This is a genomic window from Methanomicrobiales archaeon (genome assembly GCA_030019205.1).
Taxonomy (GTDB): Archaea; Halobacteriota; Methanomicrobia; order Methanomicrobiales; family JACTUA01; genus JASEFH01.
On record JASEFH010000017.1, the window covers coordinates 34,528 to 61,181 of the forward strand.

General features: G+C 61.8%; 23 protein-coding genes and 1 tRNA gene. 13 read left to right on the forward strand and 11 right to left on the reverse strand.

The genetic code is table 11. The features are described from left to right. Positions 1 to 8 precede the first annotated feature (8 nt). Both QMC96_09610 and QMC96_09615 read right to left on the reverse strand, forming a co-directional pair. Entirely contained in the window at positions 9 to 668 is a 660-nt protein-coding gene (locus QMC96_09610; protein ID MDI6877013.1) for a hypothetical protein, read from the reverse strand. Positions 669 to 942: 274 nt separating this feature from the next. Then, complete coding sequence (locus QMC96_09615; GenBank protein MDI6877014.1) at positions 943 to 4,671, reverse strand: PAS domain S-box protein; 3,729 nt, start codon at positions 4,669 to 4,671, stop codon at positions 943 to 945. Positions 4,672 to 4,999: 328 nt separating this feature from the next. Between QMC96_09615 and QMC96_09620 the strand changes: the two genes are divergently transcribed. The 3 genes from QMC96_09620 to QMC96_09630 all read left to right on the forward strand — a co-directional run bounded on the left by QMC96_09620 (position 5,000) and on the right by QMC96_09630 (position 7,201). Next, positions 5,000 to 6,016 carry an inorganic phosphate transporter gene (locus tag QMC96_09620; GenBank protein MDI6877015.1) on the forward strand — a complete coding sequence of 339 codons (1,017 nt, stop codon included), beginning with the start codon at positions 5,000 to 5,002 and terminating at the stop codon, positions 6,014 to 6,016. Positions 6,017 to 6,026: 10 nt separating this feature from the next. Then, positions 6,027 to 6,674: a DUF47 family protein gene (locus tag QMC96_09625; GenBank protein MDI6877016.1), complete on the forward strand. Its 648-nt coding sequence runs from the start codon at positions 6,027 to 6,029 to the stop codon at positions 6,672 to 6,674. A gap of 71 nt (positions 6,675 to 6,745) precedes the next feature. Further along, positions 6,746 to 7,201, forward strand: a complete 456-nt coding sequence (locus QMC96_09630; GenBank protein ID MDI6877017.1) for a GyrI-like domain-containing protein — start codon at positions 6,746 to 6,748, stop codon at positions 7,199 to 7,201. Positions 7,202 to 7,225: 24 nt separating this feature from the next. Here the strand turns inward: QMC96_09630 and QMC96_09635 are convergent, their stop codons facing one another. Beyond that, positions 7,226 to 8,242, reverse strand: coding sequence for a GNAT family N-acetyltransferase (locus QMC96_09635; protein ID MDI6877018.1), 1,017 nt, complete (start codon positions 8,240 to 8,242; stop codon positions 7,226 to 7,228). A gap of 187 nt (positions 8,243 to 8,429) precedes the next feature. After that, positions 8,430 to 9,458: a hypothetical protein gene (locus tag QMC96_09640; GenBank protein MDI6877019.1), complete on the reverse strand. Its 1,029-nt coding sequence runs from the start codon at positions 9,456 to 9,458 to the stop codon at positions 8,430 to 8,432. Positions 9,459 to 9,834: 376 nt separating this feature from the next. Between QMC96_09640 and QMC96_09645 the strand changes: the two genes are divergently transcribed. The 5 genes from QMC96_09645 to QMC96_09665 all read left to right on the forward strand — a co-directional run bounded on the left by QMC96_09645 (position 9,835) and on the right by QMC96_09665 (position 14,491). After that, positions 9,835 to 10,326: a hypothetical protein gene (locus QMC96_09645; GenBank protein ID MDI6877020.1), complete on the forward strand. Its 492-nt coding sequence runs from the start codon at positions 9,835 to 9,837 to the stop codon at positions 10,324 to 10,326. A 178-nt stretch (positions 10,327 to 10,504) separates the two neighbouring features. Beyond that, positions 10,505 to 10,978, forward strand: coding sequence for a peptidylprolyl isomerase (locus QMC96_09650; GenBank protein ID MDI6877021.1), 474 nt, complete (start codon positions 10,505 to 10,507; stop codon positions 10,976 to 10,978). A gap of 287 nt (positions 10,979 to 11,265) precedes the next feature. Next, positions 11,266 to 12,579, forward strand: coding sequence for an ABC transporter substrate-binding protein (locus tag QMC96_09655; GenBank protein ID MDI6877022.1), 1,314 nt, complete (start codon positions 11,266 to 11,268; stop codon positions 12,577 to 12,579). Between the two features lie 34 nt (positions 12,580 to 12,613). Beyond that, complete coding sequence (locus QMC96_09660; GenBank protein ID MDI6877023.1) at positions 12,614 to 13,495, forward strand: branched-chain amino acid ABC transporter permease; 882 nt, start codon at positions 12,614 to 12,616, stop codon at positions 13,493 to 13,495. Further along, positions 13,496 to 14,491: a branched-chain amino acid ABC transporter permease gene (locus QMC96_09665; GenBank protein ID MDI6877024.1), complete on the forward strand. Its 996-nt coding sequence runs from the start codon at positions 13,496 to 13,498 to the stop codon at positions 14,489 to 14,491. Here the strand turns inward: QMC96_09665 and QMC96_09670 are convergent. From QMC96_09670 to QMC96_09680, 3 genes are all read right to left on the reverse strand, one after another. After that, positions 14,476 to 15,171, reverse strand: a complete 696-nt coding sequence (locus QMC96_09670) for an ABC transporter ATP-binding protein (GenBank protein MDI6877025.1) — start codon at positions 15,169 to 15,171, stop codon at positions 14,476 to 14,478. The genes QMC96_09665 and QMC96_09670 overlap by 16 nt on opposite strands. A 10-nt stretch (positions 15,172 to 15,181) precedes the next feature. Continuing rightward, positions 15,182 to 15,919 (reverse strand): ABC transporter ATP-binding protein, encoded by a 738-nt coding sequence (locus QMC96_09675; GenBank protein ID MDI6877026.1) that lies wholly within the window; start codon positions 15,917 to 15,919, stop codon positions 15,182 to 15,184. A 380-nt stretch (positions 15,920 to 16,299) separates the two neighbouring features. Next, entirely contained in the window at positions 16,300 to 16,746 is a 447-nt protein-coding gene (locus tag QMC96_09680) for a GNAT family N-acetyltransferase (protein ID MDI6877027.1), read from the reverse strand. Between the two features lie 219 nt (positions 16,747 to 16,965). On the opposite strand from QMC96_09680, the gene QMC96_09685 reads away from it, so the two are divergent. Further along, positions 16,966 to 17,036, forward strand: a tRNA-Gly gene (locus tag QMC96_09685). 1,174 nt (positions 17,037 to 18,210) lie between these two features. Here QMC96_09685 and QMC96_09690 read toward each other — a convergent pair. The 3 genes from QMC96_09690 to QMC96_09700 form a co-directional block, all read right to left on the reverse strand. Then, complete coding sequence (locus QMC96_09690) at positions 18,211 to 18,615, reverse strand: DUF3467 domain-containing protein (GenBank protein ID MDI6877028.1); 405 nt, start codon at positions 18,613 to 18,615, stop codon at positions 18,211 to 18,213. A gap of 1 nt (position 18,616) precedes the next feature. Next, the gene (locus tag QMC96_09695) at positions 18,617 to 19,123 is read right to left on the reverse strand and encodes a hypothetical protein (protein ID MDI6877029.1); all 507 of its coding nucleotides are present in this window, start codon (positions 19,121 to 19,123) and stop codon (positions 18,617 to 18,619) included. Positions 19,124 to 19,578: 455 nt separating this feature from the next. Beyond that, positions 19,579 to 19,791: a hypothetical protein gene (locus tag QMC96_09700; protein MDI6877030.1), complete on the reverse strand. Its 213-nt coding sequence runs from the start codon at positions 19,789 to 19,791 to the stop codon at positions 19,579 to 19,581. A 375-nt stretch (positions 19,792 to 20,166) separates the two neighbouring features. Between QMC96_09700 and QMC96_09705 the strand changes: the two genes are divergently transcribed. From QMC96_09705 to QMC96_09720, 4 genes are all read left to right on the forward strand, one after another. Beyond that, entirely contained in the window at positions 20,167 to 20,967 is an 801-nt protein-coding gene (locus QMC96_09705; GenBank protein ID MDI6877031.1) for a DUF6293 family protein, read from the forward strand. 905 nt (positions 20,968 to 21,872) lie between these two features. Continuing rightward, positions 21,873 to 23,489: a class I SAM-dependent DNA methyltransferase gene (locus tag QMC96_09710; GenBank protein MDI6877032.1), complete on the forward strand. Its 1,617-nt coding sequence runs from the start codon at positions 21,873 to 21,875 to the stop codon at positions 23,487 to 23,489. A gap of 19 nt (positions 23,490 to 23,508) precedes the next feature. Next, a complete protein-coding gene (locus QMC96_09715) occupies positions 23,509 to 25,230 on the forward strand; it encodes a putative DNA binding domain-containing protein (GenBank protein MDI6877033.1) in 1,722 nt (573 codons plus the stop codon). A gap of 261 nt (positions 25,231 to 25,491) precedes the next feature. Then, positions 25,492 to 26,151: a hypothetical protein gene (locus tag QMC96_09720; GenBank protein ID MDI6877034.1), complete on the forward strand. Its 660-nt coding sequence runs from the start codon at positions 25,492 to 25,494 to the stop codon at positions 26,149 to 26,151. Here the strand turns inward: QMC96_09720 and QMC96_09725 are convergent. Further along, positions 26,082 to 26,519, reverse strand: a complete 438-nt coding sequence (locus QMC96_09725; protein ID MDI6877035.1) for an IS5 family transposase — start codon at positions 26,517 to 26,519, stop codon at positions 26,082 to 26,084. The genes QMC96_09720 and QMC96_09725 overlap by 70 nt on opposite strands. Positions 26,520 to 26,654 lie beyond the last annotated feature (135 nt).

A 26,654-nucleotide genomic window follows, 5' to 3' on the forward strand; every position in this document is an offset into this window, starting at 1 on the left:
GGAGCCGATCAGCCCCGATCGATCGGCAGGCCCTTCCCGCCGAGTGTGCGTTCGATCTCCTCCAGGAGCCCGGGATCGGCGAGGGCGTGGTCGAGCGTCGGGATGCCCCCCACGAGCGGGATCGGTTTCAGGATGGCGACGGGAAGTTCCCCGCCGCGCTCGCCGGACTCGCCGGGGGCGCAGGGGGCCATGGTGCCATCCCGATACACGGCAATGTTGCTGTAGCCCTGGGCATCCCAGAGCGTCCGGATAACATCTCGGGTTGTCGTCATGCGTGCCGCTGTTGTACTCTCCTGCTGCTTATACTCTCCCCACGCTCTCCCGCCGGGAGCGGCCGGGACCTCTCCGCGGATCAGCAGCGGAACGATCGCGAGCGCGCAGCAGACGGCGGCAGCCGGGATGGTGGCGCCGGTGGCATCCGCCAGCACCTGCGGATCGGCTCCCGGCACCGCGCCGCTGCAACCGCGCAGGAGCCCGGTGCTGCTGGGGCTCTGGAAGAGCGCGTTGCCCATCGCCGGGGAGATGGAGAAGGCCATCGAGGCCCCGGTCGTCGCCTGCAGGATCCGGGTGCCGACGATGACCGGCAGCGTGGGCGCCGGGGCGCAGCCGAGGGAGCTGGCCGTGACGATGCCGATCAGGATCGCGGCGGGGACGAGGCGGCGCAGCACCCTCTCCCCGGATGCGATGGGGTTGCCGTGGAGGGGCGCCGATCGACGCCGTGTGCGGCCTCGATGATCTCCATCTCCTAACGCGCGGGCCCCCTCCAGCATACGGGCGCTGGTGCGACAGGACACCCGGACGCACGAGGGCTGGAGCAGCGCCGGGTGCGCGGGGCAGGAGATTCCGCGCCATGCCCGCCTGCACCCGGCGGATTCGGATGGCTGCATCCGCGGGGAGATGCGGCGGCTGGAGGCGGACGCGGAGGAGCGACGAGATCGGGATTCAGGAGGACGAGCCGTCGTCGTCGCTCCCGCAGGTGAAGAAGAAGGTGGTGCCCCGATCGATCCCCGACTCCACCCAGATCCGACCGCCGTGGCGGTCGAGGATCCGCTTCACGATGGCGAGCCCCACGCCGGTCCCCTCGAACTCCTTCTCGCTGTGGAGCCGCTGGAAGACCCCGAAGAGCTTCTCGGCGTACCGGGGATCGAAGCCCACGCCGTTGTCCCGCACGAAGTAGACCGTTTCACCGTCCTTCGCAAAGGATCCCACCTCGATTCGGGCCATGGCGCGGGGGCGGGTGAACTTCAGCGCGTTGCTGAGCAGGTTGTGGTAGACCTGGCTGATCAGGAACGCGTCCGCACGGGAGGGCGGCAGGGGCCCGATGGTGAACTCGACCTGCCGCCCCGCGCACTCGCTGCGGAGATTCTCCCAGACCGTCTTCACGACCGCGGTGATGTCCACGGCCTCCTTCGTGAGCGACGAGCGGCTGATGCGGGAGAGATTGAGGAGGGCATCGATCAGGTTCGCCATCTGCTGGGTGTTCGACCGCACCTTCTCCAGGTAGACCCGGGCCTCGGGCGGCAGGCTCGAGCGGTACTCGGAGAGCAGGATCCCCGAGTAGCCGTCGATCGCCCGCAGAGGAGATCGGAGATCGTGGGACACGGAGTAGCTGAAGGACTCCAGTTCTCCGATCGCCGACTCCAGTTCGGCGGTCCGTTCGGCGACGCGGCGCTCCAGCTCCTCGTTCAGGCGGCGGATATCCTCTTCCACCTTCTTCAGGCGGGTGATGTCCACGATGACGCCCCGGATGCCCGCCACGGCGGAGCCGGCGTAGACGGGGGTGGCATATACCATGACGGGGAAAACGGTTCCATCCTTGCGCACCGCCGTATACTCCATGTCCACCAGGCGGACTCCCTGACCGACCTTCAGCATGCTGTCATGCACCCGCTCCCTCTGTTCCGGCAGGACGACAGCATCGAGAGAGATGCCCCGACCCAGATCCTCCGGCGTGTAGCCGAAGGTGTCGAACGCGTACTGGTTGGCGAAGGTGATGACACCCTGCAGGTTCGCCTCGAATACCCCCTGCGGCAGGAGGCTGACCAGATCGCGGTACTTCTTCTCGCTCTCCCGCAGCTCCTCCTCGATCCGCTTCCTCTCCGTTATGTCCCGCCCGACCGACTGGTACTCGGTGACCCGCCCGTCGGCATCGAAGAACGCCCGGTCGTTCCACTGCTGCCAGCGGATCTCCCCGCCGGGGAGGATCAGGCGGTGCTCGATGTTCGCCGAGGGGTTGTGCGGCGTCAGCGAGCGGAAGTGGGCCTCGACAAGGGCCCTGTCCGCCTCGGGGATCTGCGGCACGAACCGCCGCCCGACGATCTCGCTGCAGGTCTTCCCGAAGTAGCGGCAGTAGGCATCGTTGGCGAATATGTGGGTCCCGTCGGGGCGGAAGCGGGCAATGAACTCGCTCTGGGTCTCGACAACGGCCCGGTAGCGCTCCTCGCTGCTCTGCAGCGCCTGCATGCTCGCCTTCAGCCGCTCCACCATGGTGTTGATGCTCCTCTCCAGCACCGCCAGCTCGCTCGCGCTCGAGGGGGGGACGCGGCGGTCCAGGTCCCCCCGTGCGATGGCTTCCGCATCCTGCACGATCCGCTGGATCGGGCGGGTGAGCCCCTGCGAGAGGGCCAGGGCTAAAAGGCCGCTCAGGGCGATCGCGCCCAGTGCGACCAGGACGTGCGAGAGGAGCAGCCGCTGCAGCTCGGTGTCGACGAGGTTCGTATTGTAGGTGAGCTCCAGGATCCAGCTCGTATCGGAGGCGTAGTCGGGACTGGCGAGATCGACCAGCAGGTAGCGCACCGTCTTCCCGCTGCCGGGGATCTCGACCGTCCGCCTCTCCTGAATGACGCGATCGAGCGCCGCCGCCTCCTCCGGGGTGGGAACGTAGCTGAAGTTGCCCATCATGTGCCGGGTGGTGTCGAAGAGGCGGACCGTCTCCAGGTAGGGGTTGCGGGCGGCGATGGCGGTGATGCCCGCCTCGTAATCCAGGCGATGGTGCTGCTCCTTGAAGAGATCCTCCGCCATTCCGAGCTCGAGGATGTAGCGGTGATCCGGCGTGGGCATGTAGGCGAACTTGCGGAACATGCCGGTCGCGGTCTCCCGCACGACGCGATCGGGGTAAAATCCGTCCTTCTGGAGAATGTCCATCAGGAATTCGTGGGTATGGTTCCACTGCCGGAAGTCGAGCCCGAGATCCGGCGCAAAGGTGGTGCGCTCGACCACGGCGGAATCGTTGATGATGTAGAGGTCCATCTCGCCGCCCAGTTCCGTCTTCACGCGTTCGAGATCCATCCGCGAGACGTCCCGCCCGGCACGTTCGTACTCGGCCAGGAACTGCATGAATCCCTCCCGCATCCTCGCGTTGAGGGTCTCGTCGTACAGAAGGTAACCGGTGTCCACCAGGCGGACGGTCTGCCCCAGGTAGCCCTCGGTCCCCTGCCGGGCAAGCGCGGCGGTCTCCTGGAAGTCCCTCTCCGTCTTGACGTAATCGGCAGCGGTCACGGCGACCACGACGAATCCTACGATCAGAACCATGACGAGGAAGATGGTGTGGGCGAGACGGCGCTCCCCGGGGAGGGGCCGATACCCCCGGGCGCGGCCGTGCTCTCGCGGCGCGGCGCGATTCGGCTCCCCCCGGGAGATCGCGTCCACATCGGACGCCATCTGCTGGATCGGGACGGCGATGCGGCGCGTGAGGAGGACCGCACCCAGAGCGGCGAGGACGAAGGCGGCGGTTGCGGCCAGGAGGTGGTAGAGGATGCCGGTGTCGAGCGTGCTGCGGAGATTCGCGGTGTCGTAGGTGATCTCCACGATCCGGCTGACGTCCGACCCGTATCTCTCGTCCCGCAGGTCCACGAAGAGGTAGGTGACCTTCCTGCCGGTGATCGGATCGTCGATCCGCAGGGTCTCCCGCTGCTGGATCACCCGGTCCAGGATCGCGTCGACCTCGGGTTCGGGTTTGAGACTCGCATTCTCGCGGAGCTGCTTGCGGCTGTCGAAGATCCGCACCTGCTGGACGTAGGGATTGAGCGACGTTATCTGGCGGATGCTTTCGCTCTCCCCCATGCGGGAGAGCGGCGTGTTCAGGATCTCCCCCTGCAGCCCCAGCTCGAGGACGTAGCGGTGGTCCGGCGTCGGCATGTAGGCATACTTCCGCAGGATGCCGGTGGCCGGCTCGGTGACGATGCGGTCGGGGAAGAACCCCTCCGACTGGCGGATGGCGGTCAGGTAGTCGTAGAAGTACGGCACCTTCCGGAAGTCCAGGCCCCGGTCGGGTGCGAAGGTGGTGTACGCGATAACCCCGGTTTCGTCGATGACGTAGAGATCCATGTCGCCCCCGATCCGCTCCTTGACCCCTTCCAGGTCCATCCGGGCGGGATCCCGCCCGGCGCGTTCGTACTCCTCCAGGAATAGGCCGAACCCGTTCAGCATCCTCGCGTTGAGCGTGCCGTCGAAGAGCTTCTGCCCGTCATCGATGATGCGCAGGTTCTGATCGATGCCGTTCTCGACCTGCTGCTCGAGCAGTTCCGTGCGGGCTGCCAGGTTCCGTTCGGCGAAGGTGTAGTCCACGCAGGTGGTACCCGCCGTGGCGACGGCGATGAGCAGGAAGAGGGAGATCAGCAGGTAGTGGGAGAAGGGGCGTTTTCCCGTGTCCATCGGAATTCTCGACGGCATGCTGGCACCCGCACTCCGGTCGGGGGAAGATCCGGATCTCCGGCGATCAGGGGATTGGGTGTTGAGCATGATAATGGCTCCGCAGCCGGGATGGTCATCCGTGTGCGCCGGAGCCTCCGGGCCCATGAAGGCTCCCGCCGGCGTCCTCCCCGCTGCTTTCGCAAAAAACCCCTCCGTGCGATCCCGAGCGGCGCAGGCCGCCCCGTCGGGGGCGTCCCGCGGGCGACAGGGGATGGCGGCGATCCGGGCGGGGGAGCCCCGGTCCTCGCACTCCCGCAGAAGGGCAACCCTAAAACCGTGGGACCTGCTATCTGATACGGGGAGGCTCATGCTGGAGATGGTGCTCGTCGCTCTGACGTTTGCCTTCGCCTTCACCAATGGCTTCCAGGATGCCAGCACGATCGCCGCGACCTTCATCGCGTCCCGCTCGGCGACCCCCCGCCGGGGGATCCTCTTCATCGCCGGGCTGCAGTTCGCGGGGGCGCTGCTGGGCGGGACCGCCGTCGCCTTCACGCTCTCCTCCCTGCTCGCCTTCGACGCCGGTCCGGCGGCGGTCCCGGTGCTGCTGACCGCCCTGCTGGGGGCGATCGCCTGGAACCTCCTGACCTGGAGGTATGCCCTTCCCTCCTCCTCCACCCACGCCCTCATCGGGGGTCTGGTCGGAGCCGGCGTCGCCTACGGCGGTCCTGCCGGCATCTTCTGGGGCGTCGCGGAGTTCCTCGCCCCCCCGCACGAACTCGCCGGTCTCCTGAAGATCCTGGTCTTTCTCGCCGTCTCCCTGGCAGTCGGTCTCCTGGGGGGGTTTGCCCTGCACCGCACGGCCGCGCTCCTGCTCCGCAACGCCCGGCGGGGAGTCGTGCGGGAGATCGCGCGCAGCAACTGGATCGCCGCGGGGTTCATGGCGTTCTTCAACGGCGCCAACGACGGCGGGAAGCTGCTGGGAATCGTGCTCCTGGGGCTGGGCGCCTCCGGCACCTGGGCGGGCACGGGGCAGCCGCTCTGGGCCCGGCTCGGCATCGCCCTGCTCATCACCCTGGGAACGGTCGGGGGCGGGTGGCGCATCATGGCCACCCTGGGGCGGCGCATCTTCAAGATCGAGCCCCTCCACTCCTTCTCCTCCCAGTTCTCTTCCGGAGCCTCGATCGCCCTCTCCACCCTCGCCGGCGCCCCCATCTCCTCAACCCACGTCATCACCAGCTCGGTCCTCGGGGTGGGGGCGGCGGAGAACCCGCGGCGGGTCCGGTGGTCGGTGGGGCGCGACATCGTCGCCTCGATGCTGCTCACCCTCCCGGCGACCGCGCTCCTCACAGCCTTTATGTACTGGCTGATCGCACCCTTCCTCTAGAGCGTGACGGATGGACAGAAAGAGCGGGGATCAGAAGGAGCACAGGGGCCTGTTCGACTCCATCTTCCCGAAGGAGTACGACTTCGAGGGCATGCTCGCCGAGCAGGCGGACCGCACGGTGGGCGGCGTCGAGTGCTTCCTGGACTGGCTGCGGGAGCGCCCCGCCGGGGAGCCGCGGGAGCTGGAGCGGCGGGAGGAGGAGGTGGACGACTTCCGCCACAGGCTGGAGGATCTGCTGACGGAGGCGTTCTTCACGCCCTTCGACCGCCAGGACCTCTACTACCTCTCGCGGCAGATGGACTACATCCTGAACTTCGCCACCGAGACCGCCCGCGAGATGCACGCCTTTGCAGTGCTGCCCGATGCGCCCATCCTGGGCATGGCGGAGGCGCTGCTGCGGGGGACGAAAAGCGTCACCGCGGGCGTGAAGGCTCTCCGATCGGACGGCAGGGCGGTCGAGCGGCGGGTGCAGGAGACCCGCGACGCGATCAACGCGATCGAGAACATCTACATCGCGGGCATGGCGGAACTGCTCCGGGACAGCGATGCGATGGAGGCGCTCCGCCGGCGGGAGATCTACCACCACCTGCGGGATGCCGGCAGAGCGCTGCGGGACACGGCCGACGTCCTCCACCGGGTGGCGGTCGGTCTCGGGTGAGTGCGTCATTTTTGCCCCCCTCTCCGGAACGTTTTTATCCCCCTCCTCCGACGCTTCCCGCGGTGAAAACAATGGGATGCCATCACCATCGTCGAGCCCCGTCCCAGCGGGTGCTCGGGATCCGGCGGCGCGGGCACTATCGCCTGATCGACGGGTTGCTCCCGCAGATCTTTCAGTACGCGATGGAGAACGGGATCCCGGTTGCCGGAATGCCGGCCTTTCTCTGCCACGAATGCTCTCCCGAGGCGGCGCAGGAGGCGGACAGGAGCGGCACCGCCGATGTGGAGGTGATCGTCCCGATCGCCGGCGATGCCCGCCCGAGCGGCGAGATCCGGGTTTACACGGTCCCCGGCGGCAGGATGGCCCGCGCCGTCCACCGGGGCCCCTGCGAGGGCTGCGAGTCGACCTTCCTCCGCCTCTTCTCGTGGCTGGCGGAGCGGGGGCCGATCCGGGAGGTCTACCTGAACGATCCCCGCGAGGTGCCGTCGGAGGAGATCGCGACCGGGATCTGCGTGCCGATCGGCTGAAACGGGTGACGGGCGATTCCGCAGTCACCGCAGTCCGTCCGGCCGCCCGGGGTGCACCCCCCGCCTTCGCAGGCGATGGTACAGGGACTCCGCCATCCGTCCCCGCAGGTTCCTGCGGGCGACGCGCAGGTACGGCCGCAGGTGCGGGTTGAACTGGCTCTTGAAGGTGCAGAGCTGGCGGGTGTTGGCGCCCACCAGCTCGAAGCGGGGATAGCCCTCCGCCTTCGCCTCCCGCAGGAGCTCCCAGATGAGCAGCTCGTTGCTGTGGTTCTCCGAGCGGGGCGTGCCCACCCAGACCTTCGCGTCGTTGTACTTGATCATGAGGACGGCACCGGAGATGGCATCCCCGTGGCGGGCATAGTAGAGGCTGAAGTTGCGGGGGAACGCGGCGGCGAGCCTCTCCAGGTAGCGCTGGCTCAAAATGCCGTTCGTGAGGCCCTGCTCCCTGTACCTCCGTTCCAGCATCGTGCACAGCCGCGAGAGATCCGTGCCGCGGACGATCTCGATGCCGGAGCGGGAGGCCCTGCCGATCTTCTGTCTGCGGTCCTTGGAGAATCCGCTCCAGATCTCGGACAGCGGACGGCCCAGGTCGATCTCGTAGGTGTAGGCGATCTCGACGCCGTACCCGCCCCACTGGAAGGGGCGGACGTCGATCACGCACGGCGGATTCGAGATGATCACGCTGCTCGGGGAGTAAGAGGCGATCTCGGCGATCACCTTCTCCCCGAGACTCCGCAGGACGCTCTCGCGTTTGTGCTGCTTCAGGTCCGCGAGGGAGGAGTCGAGGAGCAGTCCCAGGTAGGGTATGGCGGTTCTCGGGGGCGGCGAGAGGATGTACCCCAGTCCCGGCAGCGCGCGGTGGAAGAGGGGGAGGACGCCGATCATCTCCCGCCCCCGGTAGATGGCATACGGGAGCAGGCGGCAGCCGCTCTGCTCCTCCACGATCTTCAGAAAGTCCCAGCGATGGAAGATCTCGCTGCCGGGATTCCTCTCCACGAAATCGTCCCACTCACCTCTGCCCCCTGCCAGTACGATCTCCATTGTCCCCTCCAGCAGTCGCCGGATTCTAAAAGCAGAGGTTATTCTGCAGCATCTTCGCGACGGCGCATCGCGCTAGCACCATGCCGTAGGGGTTATATAAACGTATCTGCCCCGGAAGGGAGGCTGAATCCCTCCGTGAGACCTCTCGGACCCCCGACGGGCCCGAAGAGGCGGCAGCGATCCCCGTTCACCCGGAGACGGGGCGGAAAGTCTCCCAGAGGAGGAACACGATCTCGATCGCGATCAGGAGGATGATGACGATCTCCAGGAAGTGGGAGTACTGGATGTTCACCTCGTCGGAGAGCATGCCGTAGTTCTCGCGGATCACGTCGATCCGCCGCTTCACGCTGGCGCGCCACTGGGAGATCCGCAGCACGTCGAGGGCGGCGGAGTAGACCCGCGCGTAGTAGACGTCCTCGGTGATCTTGATCAGGTTCTCCGCCTTCTCCGTGATCTCCGAGATGTCCGCCTGCGTCTCCAGGAGACGGGTCATGATGGAGTGGTACTGCCGCAGCCGCCGCCAGCGGGACGAGCGGTCCACGGACTCGATGTCGTCGTACATCCGCTCCATCTGCGCGGTCAGCACCCGGTCGTAGTGGCGCAGCTCCAGCGCCTCCACGTTGGCGAACTCGATCAGATCGGTCAGGTCCCCCACCGGCTCCGTGTCGATCAGCAGCGCGGTGTCCCAGGAGAGGATGGTCAGATCGCTGTCCCCGTAGGAGAGGGAGTGGCGGAGACTGTCGGCCCGGGTCTGGGGGCTGAACGTCCGCTCCTCTCCGAGCAGCAGCACCACCGGGTCGAGTGCCGGATCGGCGCGGTCGGCGATCAGGATGGTATAGTCCTCGTAGAAGTCGGGATCGACCGGCAGTTCTCCCAGGTGGGGGCGCAGGATCTGGCGGATCTCCTCGAGCGATCGCAGGAACAGGGAGTCGAGGCCCCGCTGCCCCGCGAACGCCAGGGCTGCCGGGCGCAGGTCCGCAGCGGGAGCCGCCATATCCTCCAGGATGAAGCAGAGGCTGATCGCCCCGATATCGTACACCCGCACCACGGCGGCGAGGGCGTACTCCCGCCCGTCCGCGGTCACCCGCGCCGGGGAGAGCCGCAGGAGGAGCGGGGGCACCTCCATCGTGATCGATTTGGGCTTCACGCGGCTGAAGCTGGCGCGGGCGGTGGAGTGGTCGGTGTGCAGGGCCTGTTCGAGGCGGTTCAGGTCCACCTCGTCCCCTGCGTCGAAGATGCGGTAGAACCGTATGGCGTACGTCGTCGATCACCTGTTCTCCCCCCGGGGCGCTGCCGCCCGCAGGCGGGGACGATCACTCCGGTATGCCCGCCGGTCCTTAATGAGCGTTGTGCATCGCGTCCGGGGTCCGGCATGCAGGTTCCGCCTCCCCGGGCCCCTGAAGGATATTTATACGAGGATGCGACAGGGAGGGGCATGCACACCCTGCCACCCCCTCACAGGAGAGCCGCTCCCGAACCGCACGGATCGGTCCCGCCGCAGTTCCTGGAGCGGTTCCACACGGGGAACCCCCCGGAGGAGATTCCCGGAAACGACGCGCGAGTGTTCAGTGTGTCCAGGGCATGGGGCCGCGATGGACGTCCATGACAGGATCAAGGTGTTTCTGGACATCCTGGACGATGAAGTCTTGAAGGACTTCCGGGAGGGGGATACCTGGGAGATCATCGTGAAGCGGGGGTATTTCATCGTCTCCCTCCGCCACAGGAAGGATATGCCCTACGTCGACGTGGTCTTTCCGTCCCCCTTCAAGGAAGAGGAGTCCCTGCAGAAGCTGAACCTCTTCTTCTCCAACCCCCGGAACATGATCCGCCTGCTCTCCTACCTGACATCGCCCTACACCTCGTTCAACCTGATCAGGCGGGACGGGCGGTTCGGCGGGTTCACGGTGTCGACGAAGCTCTTCCCCTACGAGGAGGGCTTCTCGATCCAGAACCTGGACCACGCGATCAAGGCGGTCGTCAGCGCCGGGGCGCTGGGGTTCATGTACATCCAGATCTGCGCGGGGGACATCCCGATCGAGCAGCGGATCGTGGCCGAGGAGACGGCCGACCGCATGTTCCGGTAGCAGTCCGGGTGTGCCCCGCATCGGGGCACCGCGGCAGCGCGGGTATCCGCCCGCAAGTCCGGGATCCGCAACGCTTTTTCCCGAGGGTGCCCCAGAGGTATGGAAGCAGAGGACGGCAGGCGTTGGCATGCCCCCTCTCCGGGTTCCGCCCGCGCCTGCCGCAACGGAGACGGTCACCATGGCACAACCAACCGAAGGAACGAACGTGCGGCTCGAGACCACGATGGGGAACATCACCGTCCGCCTCTATGCGGACATGCCGATCACCGCGGGCAACTTCGAGAAGCTGGCAAGAGAGGGGTTCTACAACAACACCATCTTCCACCGCGTCATCGACCGCTTCATGATCCAGGGCGGGGACCCGACGGGTACCGGGATGGGCGGGCCGGGCTACACCATCCCGGATGAGTTCGGCAGCCGGCACCGCAACACCCGGGGGACCCTGGCGATGGCCAATACCGGCCGCCCGAACAGCGGCGGCAGCCAGTTCTTCATCAACACGGTGAACAACAGCCACCTGGACGGCAGGCACCCGGTCTTCGGCGAGGTGATCGAGGGGATGGACGTGGTGGACCGGATCAGCAGGGTGCGAACCGACAGGAACGACCGCCCCCTGCAGGATGTGACCATCGTCCGCGCGACAGTCCTCTGACGGCGGCCCGGCAGCGCAGCCTCGTGCCCCGGCCTGCGGCGGCGGTCCGGATCCTGCCATCGCTTCCCGTCGGAGCGGGGCGGGAGCGCATCTCTCCCCCGCGAGGGCGACCCCTCTTCCCCCCGGATCTCGACAATGCTCTGCCGTTCCGTCCCCGTTCGTGAACCGGGCGGCTCCCCCCGCCCGCCGCTCCCCGCACGGGTGCCGATACACACTTTTTATATATGGCTATCGAGATAGTAACACTGTCATGCTATATCATGGCATAGCGGTATGAGGATGAGTCCATGAAGGCAAAACTGGCGATTTTGCTCATCTCTTGCATGATGCTCTCCCTCCTGATCGCCGGCTGCACGCAGCAGTCCGCGTCGGCGGAGGAGATCCGGATCGGGGTCGTGGCGTCCATGACCGGATCGGCGAGCACCACGGGGAAGGATATGTGGCAGTCGGCGGTGGTCGCGGCCGACGCGATCAATGCGGAGGGCGGGGTATTCGTCCGGGAGCTGAACCGGAAAGTCCCCATCCGCCTGATCCAGGGCGACGACGAGTCCACGCGGGAGGGCGGCATGAAGGCCGTGACCAAACTGATCACCGAGGACAAAGTCGACCTCCTGGTGGGCGGGTTCTCGAGCGCGGTCACCTCCGCGCACCAGTCGATCGTGGCGGATCACAAGGTCCCCTACATCATCACCGGCGCCTCGAGCCCGATCATCACCCGCAGGACCGACATCGACACGACCTACATGTTCCACCACTGCCCCACCACGGAGGACTACGGGGAGCAGACCATCCTGTTCGTCGACGAGGTGATGCGGCCCGCGATCAACCAGAGGTTCAACTTTGCCGACGACCGTCCCCTGCGGCTGGCGATCATCTACCAGGACAGTCCGTACGGGAAAGGGGTGGACGACGCCGTGAGGAGGACAATCACGGAGAAGAACCTGAACATCCAGATCGTCTCCGAACAGAGCTTCAAGATGGGCGAGAGCGACTTCCGGACCGTGCTGACCTCGGTAAAGGCGGCAAAACCCGATGTCATCTACCCGGCCGCCTTCATCAACGAGCAGACCGCGCTCGTCACCCAGGCGCGGCGCGATGTCGGTCTGGACACGATCTTCCTCGCGGTCGAGTGCAACGATGACCCCGACTACTACAGGGGCGTGGGGAGGCACGGAGAGTACTCGATCATGGAGAGCCGGTTCAGCCCCTATGTGGTCCCGAAAGGGAACATCACGGACGCCGCCGTCGCGTTCAAGGAGAGTTTCAGGGCGCGGTGGAACGGGTTCCCGGGCATGATGGGGGCGTCGACCTACGAGGGGATCTTCATCGCGAAACAGGCGATCGAGACGGCCGGCACGACGAACAAGGAGAAGGTGATGATGGCCCTGAAGGATCTGGAGATGCCGGAGATCGTGGAGGCGATGGAGGGCAGCACCATCCGCTTCTCGGAGGACTACCGGGAGAGCAAGTTCGCCCTCTACATGGAGCAGCTGATCTGGGATCCCGCCCTGAACGAGCTGCGTCCGAAGATCGTCTGGCCCGACAGCCTCAAGGAGGCCGACTTCGTGCTCCCGGAGTGGTACCGCCCCGGGAGCCCCTGATCTCCCTTTGTAGCGGTTCGGTGGAGCGGCGCCGATGACGAACGAACTCGAGGTCCTGATGCAGGTGCTGTTCTGGGGGGTCTACTCGGGCTGCATCTACATCCTCCTGGCGACGGGCCTCAACCTGATCTTCGGGGTGATGAAGACCGTCAACTTCGCCCACGGGGAGTTCCTCATGCTCGGCGCCTACGTCACCGCGACCATCTTCGCCCTGACCGGCTTCGATCCCTACAGCATCATCCTCCTCTCGATGGGGGTGCTGGCGCTCGTCGGGATCGCCACGGAGCGGCTCTGCTTCCGCTGCGTCCTCGGGAAGGGGAAGCTGAACGAGATCTTCCTCTCCCTCGGGCTGATCTACGTGTTCCAGAACGTGGCGGCCCTGATCTGGACGGACGAGTGGCAGGGCATCCACAGCCCCTACGAGGCGATCACCATCCCGATAGGGGGTCTGCGGGTGCCGCTCGACTACTTCATCATCGCCGGGGTGACGATCGCCGTCCTTGCCGCCCTCTACTTCTTCCTGCGGCGGACTCCCACCGGGCGGGCGATGCGGGCGACGAGCCAGAACCGGAGAGGGGCGATGCTCGTCGGGATCGACGTGGAGAAGATGGACATGATCAGCTTCGGGATCGGCACCGCCCTGGCGGCCGCGGCGGGAACCCTCTGGGTGGTCAGCGGGCAGGTCTTCAACCCCTACATGGGCTCGATACCCGCCGTGAAGGCGTTCGCGATCATCATCCTGGGCGGTCTCGGCAGCATCCCCGGGGCGATCATCGGCGGGCTGCTCTACGGGATTGCGGAGAACGGGGCCGCCTTCTACCTGGGAGGGCCGTGGAAGGACGCCATCTCCTTCATCGTCCTGATCGTCGTATTGATCGTCCGCCCCACGGGGCTGTTCGGGGAGTCGGGTGAGTAGATGCTGGAGAGGCTGCGGGATCCGCGCTGGATGCGGTATGCGCCCCATATCGCCGTGGCCACGGCGATCGCCCTGCCGTTCCTCTCGGGGATGAACCTCTACCTGATGAATGTCTGGATCCTGATGCTGATCTTCATCATCTTCGCCTCGTCCTGGAACCTCCTCGCCTACTCGGGGCAGGCGTCGCTCGGGCACGCCGCTTTCTTCGGCATCGGGGGCTACGTCTCGACGCTCGTCGCCCTCAACCTGGGGGTGAGCCCCTATCTCTCCATTCTCGTCGGCGGCGCGGTCTCGGCGATCGTCGGGGTGCTCCTCGGTCTCACCTGCGTGCGGCTGAAGGAGTGGTTCCTCGCCATGGTCACGTTCGGGTTCGCCATCATCGTCCAGACGCTGGTCGTCAGCGTGCTCGCCCCCGTCAGCGGCGGCTGGGACGGGCTCTCGTCGCCCCGTCTGCTGGCGAGCAGCGTCCCCGGCTCCGCCCTCTTCGAGTACTACGCGATCCTCCTGGTCACCATCGGGTCGATCCTGCTGATCCACTTCATCTTCCGGTCCCGCCTGGGGCTCGCCTTTGCTGCGATTCGCGAGAACGAGCTCGAGGCGCGGGTCTCCGGCGTGGATCCGGTGCGCTACAAACTGCTGGCGTTCGCCATCAGCGCCTTCCTGGCGGGCATCGCCGGCGCTCTCGAGATCCACCACTTCGGCTACGTCACCCCGGAGATCTACGGTGTGGATCTCTCGTTCTGGCCGGTGATCTACACCATCTTCGGGGGGCTCGGCACCATTGCCGGACCCATCCTGGGAACGGTGGTCATCACGGTCCTCTGGGACGCCCTGAAGGACCTGGGGCTGACCTACGAGCGCTACATCGTCATCGGCGCCGTCCTGGTCTTCTCCGTGATATTCCTGCCCAAAGGGCTGGTCTCCCTGCCCGAGGCGATCTCCGCGTGGCGGCGGCGGAGACGGGGGCGGGTCCGCGGCGATCAGATGCCCAGGTAAGCCCGCTGCACGTGCTCGTCGTGGAAGAGCTCCTTTGCCTTCCCCTCCAGGACGATCCTGCCGTTCTCCATCACGTAGCCGCGGTGGCAGAGGTCGAGCGCGTTCCGCACGTTCTGCTCGAGCAGCAGGATGGTCATGCCCTTCCGCCCCAGGCGCTCCAGCGAGCGGAAGACCTCCCCGACGAGCCGGGGGGAGAGCCCCGTCGACGGTTCGTCCAGGACGAGCAGTCTGGGATTCGACATGAGCGCACGGGCGATCGCGAGCATCTGCTGCTCCCCGCCGCTCAGGGTGCCGGCCAGCTGACTCTCCCGCTCGCGCAGAACGGGAAAGAGCGCGTGGATGCTCTCGAGATCCCCGTCCCGCCCCCGACGGTCGATCGCCCCCAGGCGCAGGTTCTCGAGAACGGTCATCTTCGGGAATATCTCCCGTTTTTCGGGGACCAGGGCGAGCCCTTTCCGGAAGATGGCATGGGGGGGTTGTCCGAGGATCTCCTCGCCCAGGAACGTGACGCTCCCGGAGGCCTGCGGGTTCAGCCCGAAGATGGTCTCGACAAGGGTGGTCTTCCCGGCGCCGTTCGGCCCGAGGAGGGCCACGATCTCCCCCTCGTCGATGTGCAGGGCGAGATCCCAGAGGATCTGGAGACTGCCCCGGAACACGTTCAGACGGTCGAGCTCCAGCACGCGAGACCCCCTACATGGCGTCCAGTTCGCCGAGGTAGGTCTCGATCACGCGCCGGTTGTTGATCACGTCGTGCGGCCGCCCTTCGGCGATCTTCTCCCCGTGGTCCAGGACCACGATCCTGTCGGAGACGCCCATGATCACCTGCATGACGTGCTCGATGATCAGGATCGAGGTCCCTGCGTCCCGGATCTCCCGGATGAGCTGGACCGCGTCCGCGCTCTCTCTGGGCGTCAGCCCGGTGGTCAGCTCGTCCAGGAGGAGGAGCCGGGGCTTCGAGGCCAGGGCGCGGGCGAGCTGCACCCTCTTCAGCTCCACGACGTTGAGGTGGCGGATCAGCGTCTCGTGCTTCTCGGGCGGCAGTCCGATCCGCTCGAGCAGTTCCTCCGCCTCCCGCCGCGCCTCCCCCATGCCGGGCGCCCTCGAGTTCCCGAAGAGGGAGCCGAGCATCACGCACTGCTTCGCGGAGAGCTCGGGAAAGAGGTGGACGAGCTGGAACGTCTTGGTGATGCCCTTCCGGCAGATCTGCTCGGGTTTCCAGCCGGTGAGGTCTTCGCCCTGGAAGATGACGGTCCCCGAGGTCGGCTGCGCGATCCCGGAGATGATGTTGAGCAGCGTGGTCTTGCCCGCCCCGTTGGGGCCGACCAGCCCCAGGATCTCGTTCTCGTGCACCTCGAGACTGACGCCGTTCAGGGCGACGAGGCCGTTGATCTTCTTGGTGATCCCTTCCGCCCGCAGCAAGATCGACACCGTGCCAGACTGTAGCTAGCTACTAATTGACAGTGATGGTTATTAAGGTAACCCGATTCGGATCCGGGAGGTTTCCGGCGGAATCCCGGGCGGGTCCGCCCCGACCTGCCGCAGCCGTACTCGCGATGAAGGCAGAGTGCCAGGAACCGCTCCCTGCCGCCGCACCGAAGACGTGCTGACGCCCTCTCGATGTGCGAGGGCAGCCTGCGGCGATCCGTGCCGACGGTTGCACCTCCCTGCAGTACGCGAACCCGAACGTGCGGGACGGCGGAAGCTGCCTCGAGGGCGGCGGGGCAGGGTGGGGAAAGGGGTCCTCCATCACCCTCTGCTGTCCTCTCGAGCAACCCTGACGCCCGGGATGGTCCGCGGCAGCGGCGGGACTATGCCGGCGGACTCCCGCCGGGGTTCCGGGCCATCGGGCAGACGTTGCAGCCCTCCATCTCCCCGAAGCAGAAGAGGAACCGTTCGCGGATGCTCCGCGGTAGGCGGGCCTCGGGGATGGGGTAGAACCCGAAGGTCTTATAGAACGGGATGAGGGGCAGGGTCGAGTGGATGTAGATCGTCTCGGCGCCGCAGGTGTCGATGAGGAGTTCGACCGCCTCGCGGGCGTAGCCCTTCCCCCGGTACGCGTCCAGCGTGAAGACGCAGTCCATCTCCAGGCCGTCGGGGTGGCGGGTGCAGCGGGCGGTGGCGGCGAGGGTGCCGTCTAGGAAGACGCCGAAGATCCTCTCGCGGGCGGGATCGGCCTTCTGGTTGCGGTACTGCTCCCAGATCTTCTCGGCGAGGGGGAACTCTTCCGGCGTCAGGATGCGGGTCTCGGGTTTCATCGGTCTCTCCGGTGACGATGGGCGGATACGCTCTCCTCCCTGATATATGCTTGCGGTCTGCGGGGGCAGGGGGCGTCCGCGCCCCGCGGTGCATGCGGAGATTCGGGGGATCCCCCGGGATTCGGTGCGGACCCCGAGCCTCCCCAGGGGTTCTTCCGCAAAGCCCTTCAGGCAGCAGTTAGTATTATGATCCCGGAGCGCCAAAGGTACTGGTCAGGTGCGATAGTAGTCTAGTGGCAGGACAGGGGCTTCCCAAGCCTCTAGCCCGGGTTCGAATCCCGGCTATCGCATCCCTCTTCTCGGTCACCGTTTATGCACACCCGTTCCGGGTCACCCCTGACCCGCGACTGCCGGGAGATATTTTCTCCACGAGGTCCGGCCGGTGACTGCCGAGCCCGATAGGCTTTGCGCCCGGGAGAACGCGGCCAAAATCCCGACGGACGCTGCGCATTTCCGCGAATGCATCGCCGAACGTCGGGCGGACCGGCACGATCGTCTCCTGCCCGGTCACCGGGCGGGGCTTCACCGCTCTCTTCCCGGAGATGCTGGAAGCGGATCTCTGCGGGGTATCGCACGCGCATAGAGTCCTGAGGTCGGCCGTTCACGCAGAACCCCCCGGCGGGGGGAAGGGGTCCTCGAGCAGTGCTGCCGCTGGCTGAACGAGAACGGCTACCCCAGCATCCCGGAGAGTAGACGACCGGGGTGGCCGCCATCTCTCCCGGGGAGATCCGCCCCATGGTCCATTCCTCTCGCCGCCTGGTGGACGGGACAGGGATCCCGCCCCCTCTGCGAGGGGGGGATCCGCATCGGCGAGTTCGGGACCCTGAAGCGGGGCGATCCCGCCTTCGGCGCTGCATCCGCCCGATCATGGCCCGCGAGTGCCTCGCCACGCCCGAGGGTGATGCCCTGCTCTCTGTCACCGTCAGGGGGAGCCCTTCACCCCCGCCACCATCCCGCGGCTGCAGGTCATCGCGGAGGAGGCGGGTATCACAGGGCATATCGTCCCCGCATCTTACCGGCCTGGTGTTCCAGACCTATGCCCGCCTGACCGGCGCCGATATCGATGCCGCGATGTGACAGCCCCACGGCATTGCCGGGACGGTGGAAAAAGCCTCCTCCCGCCGGGAACCGATCCTCGGCCCCCTGCAAGACGATCAACTCCCCGCTCTCCAACTACCGATCGAGCTGCGGCTGTTCCTTGACGGCCGGTGTCATCCCGACTCAGGAGGGGATGCAGAAGGATATCCTCGGTAACCCCGGGGTGCCGCGGGCCCTGTTGACCGGGCTGATCGAGGAGAAGCGGAAGAATGGCAGCCTGCGAGTGTCGGAGCGACTGTCCCTGATTGTGTATGATTCGTGCACAATTTGGTGATGATCTGTAACCATCCCAGATTACAATCTTATCCGAAGAGCAGGTTTCAATGGACCTGGAATGGATCAGCGGAGAAAAGAGGGTATCATGAGTTACCCTTGAGACGACTCCTCCATGGAGGTTCTTTTTACTTTGGTGGATAGAGCCTTCTCTTCACCCTCGTGTGGCGCATATGTTTCTATCTGACCACCACGATGCACGGCCTCGAGGGTTCTGAGGGTGACCTCTGCCAGTTTTTTAGCTGCTGCATGGGACATGAATATTCGTGTTGCATTGACCAGGACTTTGCCATCTCTCTTGACACCCGGCATTTCAAGAAAATCAATAAACACGTCGCGTGTTGAACAGGTTATATAGGCAGTGTTGGAGTAGCGGGTGATGGTAACGTCCGGTACCATGTCTGCCGGGTCGAAGGCATACATCGCCTTTAGATCGATCTCCATAGGTTCGTTATCCAATGTTCCGGGTTCCTGTTTGTTTGCTTTACTTTTCGCCATATCATGTACCTGCCGAGCGTGCGATTCCATACTCTCCTTTGATCAAATAGCTCGGTTCAGAGGTCGAGAGCTGGGAGTTCACGAGTTTGTATTCTCCCACGGTTGCAACAGCGTGGGATGCGACCTCGCTCCCGAGAACCGTCTTGCAATAGTGTTTGATTGCCGTATCCATGCACTCCGATCCTTCTCGATCATCCAGGATGGCAAAGGACAGGAACGTGAGTGCCACGAAGCGTTTGCACTCTGTGTTGACGCTGTACACGGGATGCTTGTCACCATGCTTGATGAGCAGCCCCAAGTCCGTGAGTGTTTTCAGTGCGTCCCGGATTGTGGGCGCTGTACATCCTGTCAGTTCCACTAGATCCTTGGGGCGGTAGAGCGAATGCGGGTCCGCAACAATCTCCTGGACAACCTGAGCGAGTGCCGCATCCCCAAATATGCCCCCAAACGGTGAATCGATAAATGTATCATCGACTTCACGTCGGGGATTCACGCCATTCTCTATCATAGATCGTGATGGTAGATGGTGCAGAATAGATAATAATTTTTCCGTTATGGAAAAAACATTATTCAAATTTCTGCCAGTGCCGGTGGTGGGGGATCTCCTCTCCGTAGTACTGCATCCACTGGTCCGCCCATACCAGATCGTGGAGTTTCACCACCTTATCCCCCGTTGAGCCGTGTCAGTAGATGCCGATGCGGTCCTGCCCGAGGTCATTGATGGTCGTCTCCACTTCAAGGCCCAGATCCTGCCACTTCCTCTCGCACTTCGTGAGACGCTGCTGTCCTCCTCTCTTTTTCAACCAGGCCAGGAAACGAACTCCGATTGAACCCGGATCCGGATGCGGCGGGTGAGGTGGGGCGGCCGGCATGTATCCTCAGTCCGTTGTCAATTTTCTGAATGCATAAAGGATAGGCAAGCGCTGTAAATATACTGACAAATAAGTCCCTTTTTACTAAAAATTAAATGTGAAGTCTGCTTAAGACGCCAAGAACTCCCAGGATTCCCAGGGCAAATCCGATGGCCACACCGCCGACGAGTGCCAGTGTCCCGACAATCTCGTTGACCTGGGTGATACAGAGGATGATGCCCGTGGCGATCAATACCCCGACGATACCGCTCCCGCCTAAGCCCATCCCAAAAATCCTTTGAGCCAATGCATCACCTCCATTCATCAGAGAGATTTTCTCCTGCTGATCAGCCGTACGTTAGGCCGGAATCTGTCGCGGTACTCGATGGCAGGTCGTGTGAACCCGGCCTTGCTGTCCACTTCTGACACGCCTTTGTCTCGGATCAGTCTCTGGAGCTCAGGACGGGTGACTTTGGAAGATCGGCATTTGACTTCCCCCTTCACCGAGCCTCTCTGGTAGTCGTGATTCCCCGGGCCGCCTACATGCCTTGCCCCGTGCTCCTTGGCCTTCCGTTTCTCGTAGTCGAGGCCACGTTTTACATGATTCCCTGGCATTTGTTTTCACTGTTATATTATTTTCAATAATAAAATTTTGAAATTTTTATTTTAGCATTCATAGCATCCTTACTATGGTTAACATATGCAGGGCATCGAAAAGACGGTTCACATCATCCCCCTCGGATACGAGATCGATCGGGCCGTAAAACCGTTCGAGAAGACGAAGGCCGACCGTGTATACCTATTGACGACGTTGCATCCATCGAACCCGGACGATGTCCGGAGTAAGGATCAGCGGCACTACACGGAGACTGTGAAAAGGATTCTGGAAGATATGGAGATTCAGGTACAGTGCGTCCATGTGGATCTCTTCGATCTGCTCGACGTGATGAAAGAGATCTCGAAGATCATCCTTCGGGAGAAGGCCAACAACAATCGAATTTTTGTGAACATGTCTGCTAGCGGAAGGCTCACTTCTGTCGCTTCCACCCTTGTTGGAATGGCCCACGATGTCACGGTGTATTATGTCCCTGCCGAGGATTACCCTGTCGACGAGGTCCTCCGCAGAGATCACGGCTTGAGAATCTGCTCTCCAGATGATGATATCCAGAAGCTGGTGAACTTCCAGTTCGTCATGCCGGATCCCATCGGCAGACAGATCCTCCTGCACCTGTGCAGCGAGAGAAGGCGGTTGAAGATGAGAGATATTCTGAGTGTCCTGAAGAAAGAGAAGGTTGAGGGGTTCGAGGAGCTGTTCGATGAGATCCGGGATGGCAACAAAAGAGCGGAGCAGAGTCGCCAGCTCATGAAGCTGGACAGGACCATCCTGGCGAAGCTCGAAAAGAACGGGTGGATCGCGCGGGAAAAGGTCGGACGGACCGTCTTCATATCCATAACGGAATCCGGGAAATACGCCGCATGTATCAGCGGTTATTTGGACTAGGGTACAATCATGCAGTATTCGGTATCGTGATTGTATTTGAGTGCTGTATTCTCGGCCAATACATTGTCAAATGTGTCTCTACACAATTGAGAAAGGAATATTATTGACTGAATGTAAAATCTAAGCCAAATTCTCAGCTTTTCAGTTCTACAAATACAGTTTCGTCTCATTCACTCCTCCACTCTAATAGAATGATCCAACGAAATTTCTCCGTGTGGTCATGGGCATCGCGACTGAAAACCCCCCAATATCGCACACCGGGCGCTGAAACGGCAGTCATTCCAGCTTTTCACTCACCGCACGACAGCATCACCAGCACTATCACCTTTCCATCCCTATGGTGCCTGTCCCATACCCCGAATCCCCCGCAGCGTTCCGCCGCTCCCTGCACCACGCAATCAAAGTGATTAACATGGGGAAGTAAAAATTTTCAAGTGAACAAATGGAGGCATAACAATGCTTGAAAAGAGATGTTCCTTCAACAGGGGCATCGTTCGCAAAATGATAGTCTTTGGACTGAGTACTTTGGTCGAGCGGAGGGAATGGACGTGCGCAACGGAATAAGCGGCAACTCTCACACTAACTTGCCCCTAATACGTGATAGGACTGCCAAAGTGCATTAACTACGCGATGAAAAATTCTGACGGACCAAGAATGGCAGCCCCTCTCTTATTGGATAGATATTGTTCCATGTGGAACAATTTTGTTATCCAGTTGCATCGGATATTGGACGTATTCGAGTGGAATAGGTGCGACACTGTCGCAACTATTGTTTGCCAGTCTGCTATGCCCTCCAGCATCCATGACTCTGACATTCTATCGCCATTAGCCTAAATCGCAACATTATTCTTTTCCGATTTTCGATACTTGCATACAGTAACTATTGCATTTATCAGGAGAAGGCGATGGCACGGGGGAGCAGGACCGCAAGGAACCAGAGCAAAAGATCCGGAAACGGGGCCAATCTCGGGTTTGAGGCAACGCTCTGGGCCGCTGCTGACAAGATGCGCAACAACATGGATGCGGCCGAGTACAAGCACGTGGTCCTCGGCCTCATCTTCCTGAAGTACATCTCCGATGCGTTCGACGAGCGCCACACCCGGCTCGAGACGGAGCTGGGCGATCCGAAGAGCCTCTGGTACATCCGCGAGCCCCAGGCCCGCTACCGCGCCCTCGAGGATCCGGACGAGTACCGGGCGGAGAACGTCTTCTGGGTCCCGAAGGAGGCCCGCTGGTCCTACCTGCAGGCGAATGCGAAGCAGCCCACCATTGGAAAGATCCTTGACGAGGCGATGGTCGCGATCGAGCGGGACAATGTATCGCTCAAGGGTGTGCTCCCGAAGGACTACGCCCGCCCCGCCTTGGACAAACAGCGCCTCGGCGAGCTGATCGATCTCATCGGGACCATCGGTCTCGGAGACAAGGAGAACCGTTCAAAGGACATCCTCGGGAGAGTGTACGAGTACTTCCTCTCCCAGTTCGCGAGTGCCGAGGGGAAGAAGGGCGGCCAGTTCTACACGCCCCGCTGCGTGGTGCGGGTGCTGGTGGAGATGCTCGCGCCGTACAGGGGGCGGGTCTTCGACCCCTGCTGCGGCTCGGGGGGCATGTTCGTCCAGAGCGAGAAGTTCGTCGAGGCCCACGGCGGACGGATCGGGGATATCAGCATCTACGGGCAGGAGTCCAACCCGACGACCTGGCGGCTGGCAAAGATGAACCTGGCCATCCGGGGCATCGACGCCGATCTCGGGAAGGAGCACGCGGACAGCTTCCACCGCGATCTCCACCCGGACCTAAAGGCCGACTACATCCTCGCCAACCCGCCGTTCAACATGAGCGACTGGGGTGGTGAGCGGCTCCGGGAAGATGCCCGCTGGAAGTACGGAGTCCCGCCGGTGGGCAACGCCAACTTCGCCTGGGTGCAGCACTTTATCCACCACCTGGCCCCGACCGGTCTTGCCGGGTTCGTGCTCGCGAACGGTTCGATGTCCTCGAACCAGTCCGGCGAGGGGGAGATCCGCCAGAACATCATCGAGGCGGACCTGGTGGACTGCATGGTGGCGATGCCAGGGCAGCTCTTCTACTCGACGCAGATCCCCGTCTGTCTCTGGTTCCTGGCCCGCGACAAGAAGAACCACCGCTTCCGCGATCGACGGGGGAAGATCCTCTTCATCGATGCCCGCAAGCTGGGCCATATGATCGACCGGGTGCATCGGGACCTCTCCGAGGAGGATATCGCCCGCATCGCCGGGACCTACCATGCCTGGCGGGGCGATGCCGGGGCGGCGACGTACGAAGACGTGCCGGGTTTCTGCAAGAGCGCGACCATCGAGGAGGTGCGGCAGAACGGGTATGTGCTCACGCCGGGGAGGTATGTGGGTGCGGAAGTAGTGGAGGACGATGGCGAGCCGTTCGATGAGAAGATGCAGCGGCTCACTGCGAAATTGAAGGAGCAGTTCGCAGAGTCCGAGCGGCTGGAAGCGGTGATCCGGGAGAACCTGAAGGGGCTCGGGTTTGAGATTTAAGAATAAGGGAGCACATTCTATGAGTATTCCCACAAATAGTGAAATAATCGCCCTTTTAAACCAGCTTGAAAATACATCTGCCGATAATCTTGAAACCCAGAACCTCGATTTCAAACCCTGGACCGATGCGAAAAATGACTTGAGAATCGCGGTTGAATACGCTGTTTGTTTTGCCAATACGACCGGTGGAGTTGTCGTCTTTGGTGTGTCCGATAGGATAACAGGACGCTCTCGTGCGATTCACGGTGCACAGGGCTATGATATCGATGTATGGCGCAGAGGGATCTTTGATAGTACTCGGCCACATATTCTTGCAGATGTGGAGGAACTTGCCGTTCCCGAGGGCACCGGACATCTTTTAGTGGTACGCGTGCCAAAAGGGGATTCCCCACCCTATGGCACGGCTCTGGGAATTTTCAAGCGGAGGGTTGGTAAGAACTGTATGCCGATGGACCCTGCGGAATTCGTATCCTACCGTGTCTCAACGGGTGCTGTTGACTGGAGCGGTCAGCCAGCTCACAATGTCTCAATAGATGATCTCGATCCCCTTGAGGTTGCAAGAGCACGTTCCTTCCTGCGAAGTCGCAATCCCGAGTCCGAGCTTCTTAAAATGCCTGATTATGCATTTCTGCAGGGTCTTGAAGCGATTCGCGACGATGCCGTTACAAATACGGGTTTAATCCTTTTTGGCAACCCGGACATTATAGAAACCCATTGTCCACAGAACCAGGTGCATTACGTCCACCAGGTCTCCGAAACCAATGTCGCGAGAAATGATCTGTGGAGGATGAGTCTCCTCCAGATCATTGAGAAACTGGAGGGGATATTTTCGAGTCCAGCCAATCCGGAGGAAGAGATTCCCATGGGCCTTTTCAGGCTTCGGATCCCGGCGTATCCCCTCGAGGTAGTGAGAGAAGCAGTACTGAATGCGGTGACGCACCGGGATTATACCAACCCGGGTGAAGTGCTCATCCGGCATTCACCATATGAACTTGCAGTAACGAGTCCGGGTGGATTCATCGGCGGAATTAACCTCCAGAATATTCTTCGTCATGAGGCTGTGGCTCGGAACCGGACACTGGCGAACGCTTTTCTCAAACTCAGACTGGTCGAATCTGCTGGCACTGGACGCCGGAAGATCTTCATTCCCATGCTCGAATACGGGAAGAGAATGCCCCAATATGAAGCAGATGAGTCCTGTGTTACGCTCCGGATATTCGATGGAACGTTTGATCAAGCAATGGCACGGCTCGTAGCCAGCTGGCATGCGAAAGGGAAGGATATCGGGATGGATGGTCTCATGGTCCTCACCTACCTGAAGCGTCATCGTTTTATCACATCTTCCGATGCGGCGGCGTTGCTCCAGCTGGATCGTGAGGAGGCCATCAGTGTGCTGGATCGCATGAGCCATCCCAAGAGGGGCCTTCTTGAGCGGAAAGGTCACGTTCGCATGGCGACGTATTACCTCACCAAGTCCGTGGCCAAGGATTTGATCGGGAAGGTTGCGTATTCCTCTACAAAAGGGATCGATCCCACCCGATACATGGAACTGGTCCGGGAATTTGTGCAAGATCACGGGAGCATAACGAATAGAGAGTGCCGCCAGTTATTCGGGCTTGGCGATTCCCCTTCAGCTCAGGTGGAAGTATCCCGATATTTGAGAAAGTGGTCTGGTCCGGACGGGTTCCTCATCCCCGAGGGCAGGTCCTCCCAAAGAAAATACCGATTACGGAGTTCTTAACAGGGGTCTTAACATGATGGTTGTTCGAATGATTAAATCATTTTTAATCGGCTTTAATTTGCATAAATGCGCGAAATTGAGCTTATTTGATATCTTAACAGATCTTTTCATCACGGTACATCGCAGTCACCAATACTATGGAGAATACGTAAGCTATTATGGCTTCTTCAAGCGAGCTATTGACCCTTCCTGTATCTGCTCACACGGATACGTACAAAATTGTCGCGACGCTGTCATGACTATTGGCAAGGTGATGATTCGATGAACTATCCATCAAAAAAAGAACTATTCGCTCAAGGGATGAAGTCTTCGCAAGCGTCTAATTTCCTGATCTTTGCCAGCTACAGCACAAAGGATATTGAAAAGGATTTAGAATATAGTGCTGGAGATTATGCTCACGCAGGTTTCAAGGCTGGACTATCACTTGCCCCTGTACTAGGAGGATCATTGGCAGAATTTTTCTCCATGGTTATTGCTCCGCCAATAGAGAAAAGACGCGAAGCCTGGTTGGTGGAAATTCACTCGCGATTAAAATTACTGGAAAATAAGGTTGAAGGCTTCAAAATTGAAAATCTCGCCCAAAATGAACAATTTATCAGTATACTCCTCTATGCAACTCAAGCAGCAATGAGAACACACCAACAGGAAAAACTCGACGCTTTTCGCAACATGGTTGTTAATTCAGCATTAAGGCCAACAATTGATGAAAATTTACAATTGGTTTTCCTGAATCTTGTTGATAGATATACTCCTTGGCATTTGGTTATCCTCAAATTTGCAGATAATCCTAGACAATATGGGGAAAGTCTAGGAATCAATTATCCAAATTGGGGCATGGGTAGCTTAGGAGGTCATCCCAAAACCCTCCAGATCATTAGGGCACAGGCCAGGTATATGAGCCCCAGGAATGAGTGTTCATAGCGTTCGTATCTGGGGACTAGCTTCTTAAAGGCCTCGATCCAACTGAAGAACCGTTCAACCGCACCCCGTTTCTTGTAGAGATTCTTATCAAACCGAACCGGTCTTCCCCGCTTGGGATATTTCCGGTTTCTGGGATTGATCGGGATATTGCTTTTTATGCCTCGTTTCCGAGTGTACTGTCGGATCTCCTGGGAATCATAGGCGGCATCGGCGGAGATGACGGCCGGTTTCTCCGTGGTTCCGGGAATCGTGAATGCTGCAACCGTTGGTTCAAACAGGCGAGAATCATGGATGTTCGCCGGGGCGACCCTGCAGGCCAGCGGGAGACCCTGCTCATCGACCAGAACGCTCAGTTTGTTTCCTTTCACCTTTTTGTAACCGTCAAAGCCGATGTTTCCCCTTTTTTGGCGGGAATCGATTTGGTATCGGTGATGCAATGGACCAGGTCGAGTCGCTGGATGTCATAGCCGGACTGCAGCAGGTCGAGGAAGATCGCCTGATAC